Source organism: Streptomyces sp. SID13031, from assembly GCF_010548305.1.
Taxonomy (GTDB): domain Bacteria; phylum Actinomycetota; class Actinomycetes; order Propionibacteriales; family Kribbellaceae; genus Kribbella.
In genome coordinates, this window is record NZ_JAAGLV010000053.1 from 1 (window position 1) to 1,242 (window position 1,242).

The 1,242-nt window shown below is 65.4% G+C and carries 1 protein-coding gene; it reads left to right on the forward strand.

From position 1 onward, the window contains the following. The first annotated feature begins 121 nt into the window (after nucleotides 1–121). Entirely contained in the window at nucleotides 122–1,234 is a 1,113-nt protein-coding gene (locus G3I17_RS39185; protein WP_203591356.1) for an IS30 family transposase, read from the forward strand. Nucleotides 1,235–1,242 lie beyond the last annotated feature (8 nt).

The following is a 1,242-nucleotide window of genomic DNA, read 5'->3' on the forward strand; positions in this document are numbered from 1 at the left end:
CCTGGTGTCAGGGGATTGTCGCAACGCCTTTCAGAGTTGGAGGGCTGTTGTGGGGAGATCGAAGTTGTCGCCGGAGCGTCGGCGGTTGGTGCTGGACTTGTTGAGTCAGGGCCATAAGCCGATGGAAGTGGCACGGCGTACCGGCGTGTCGAAGACCTACATCTACGAGCTGAATCACAGTCTTGGCGGGGTGTATCGACCAGCCGGGGTCGCTTATAGCGACCGTTATCTTGACCGTGACGAGCGCTACGAGCTGGCCAGACTGCGCGAGGCGGGTTACTCGTTGCGTGAGATCGGCCGCCGGATGGGCCGCTCCGCGTCGACGATCAGCCGCGAGTTGAGGCGCAACCACGCTCCGCGGACAGGGCAGTATCAGCCGGAACGGGCGCACGCGTTGGCGTGGCAGCGGCAACGCCGCCCTAAGCCGTCCAAACTCTCGCAGAACCCGGTACTGCGGGCCGAGGTGCAGCGACTGCTGAAGAAGCGGTACTCGCCCGACCAGGTCGCCGGCCGGTTGCGGCTGCTGCACGGCGACAATGAAGCGATGCAGATCAGCCACGAGTCGATCTACCGCAGCCTGTATGTCTACCCGCGCGGCGAACTGACCCGCGAACTCAAGGCCAGCCTGCGCCGCGGCCGGGTCACCCGCCGGCGCCGCGGTGGCAGCGACGAGACCCGCGGCAAGATCCCCGGCATGGTCTCGATCCACGACCGCCCCGAAGAAGTCGAATCCCGGCTGGTCCCCGGCCACCACGAAGGCGACCTGATCATCGGATCGACCGCATCGAACTCAGCAGTCGGCACCATCGTGGAGCGCACCACCGGCTACCTCACGCTGCTGCACCTGCCCCACGGCCGCACCGCCGACCGCGTCGCCGAGGCCGTCATCGACCAGATGACCGCGCTACCGGACTGGTTCGCCAAAACCCTCACCTGGGACCGCGGCCGCGAAATGGCCCGCCACCTCCACATCACCGCCACAACAGGGATCCAGGTCTACTTCGCCGACCCCCACCAACCCCAGCAACGCGGCCTCAACGAAAACACCAACGGACTCATCCGCGAGTACCTCCCCAAAGGCACCGACCTATCAGTCCACACCATCACCGACCTCGCCGCCGTCGCCGACGAACTCAACGACCGACCCCGCAAACGCCTCGGCTACCACACCCCACGCGAAATGTTCGCTAGCTTGCTCATCAACGACCTAACCAGCGTTGCAACCACCACCTGATTTCACCG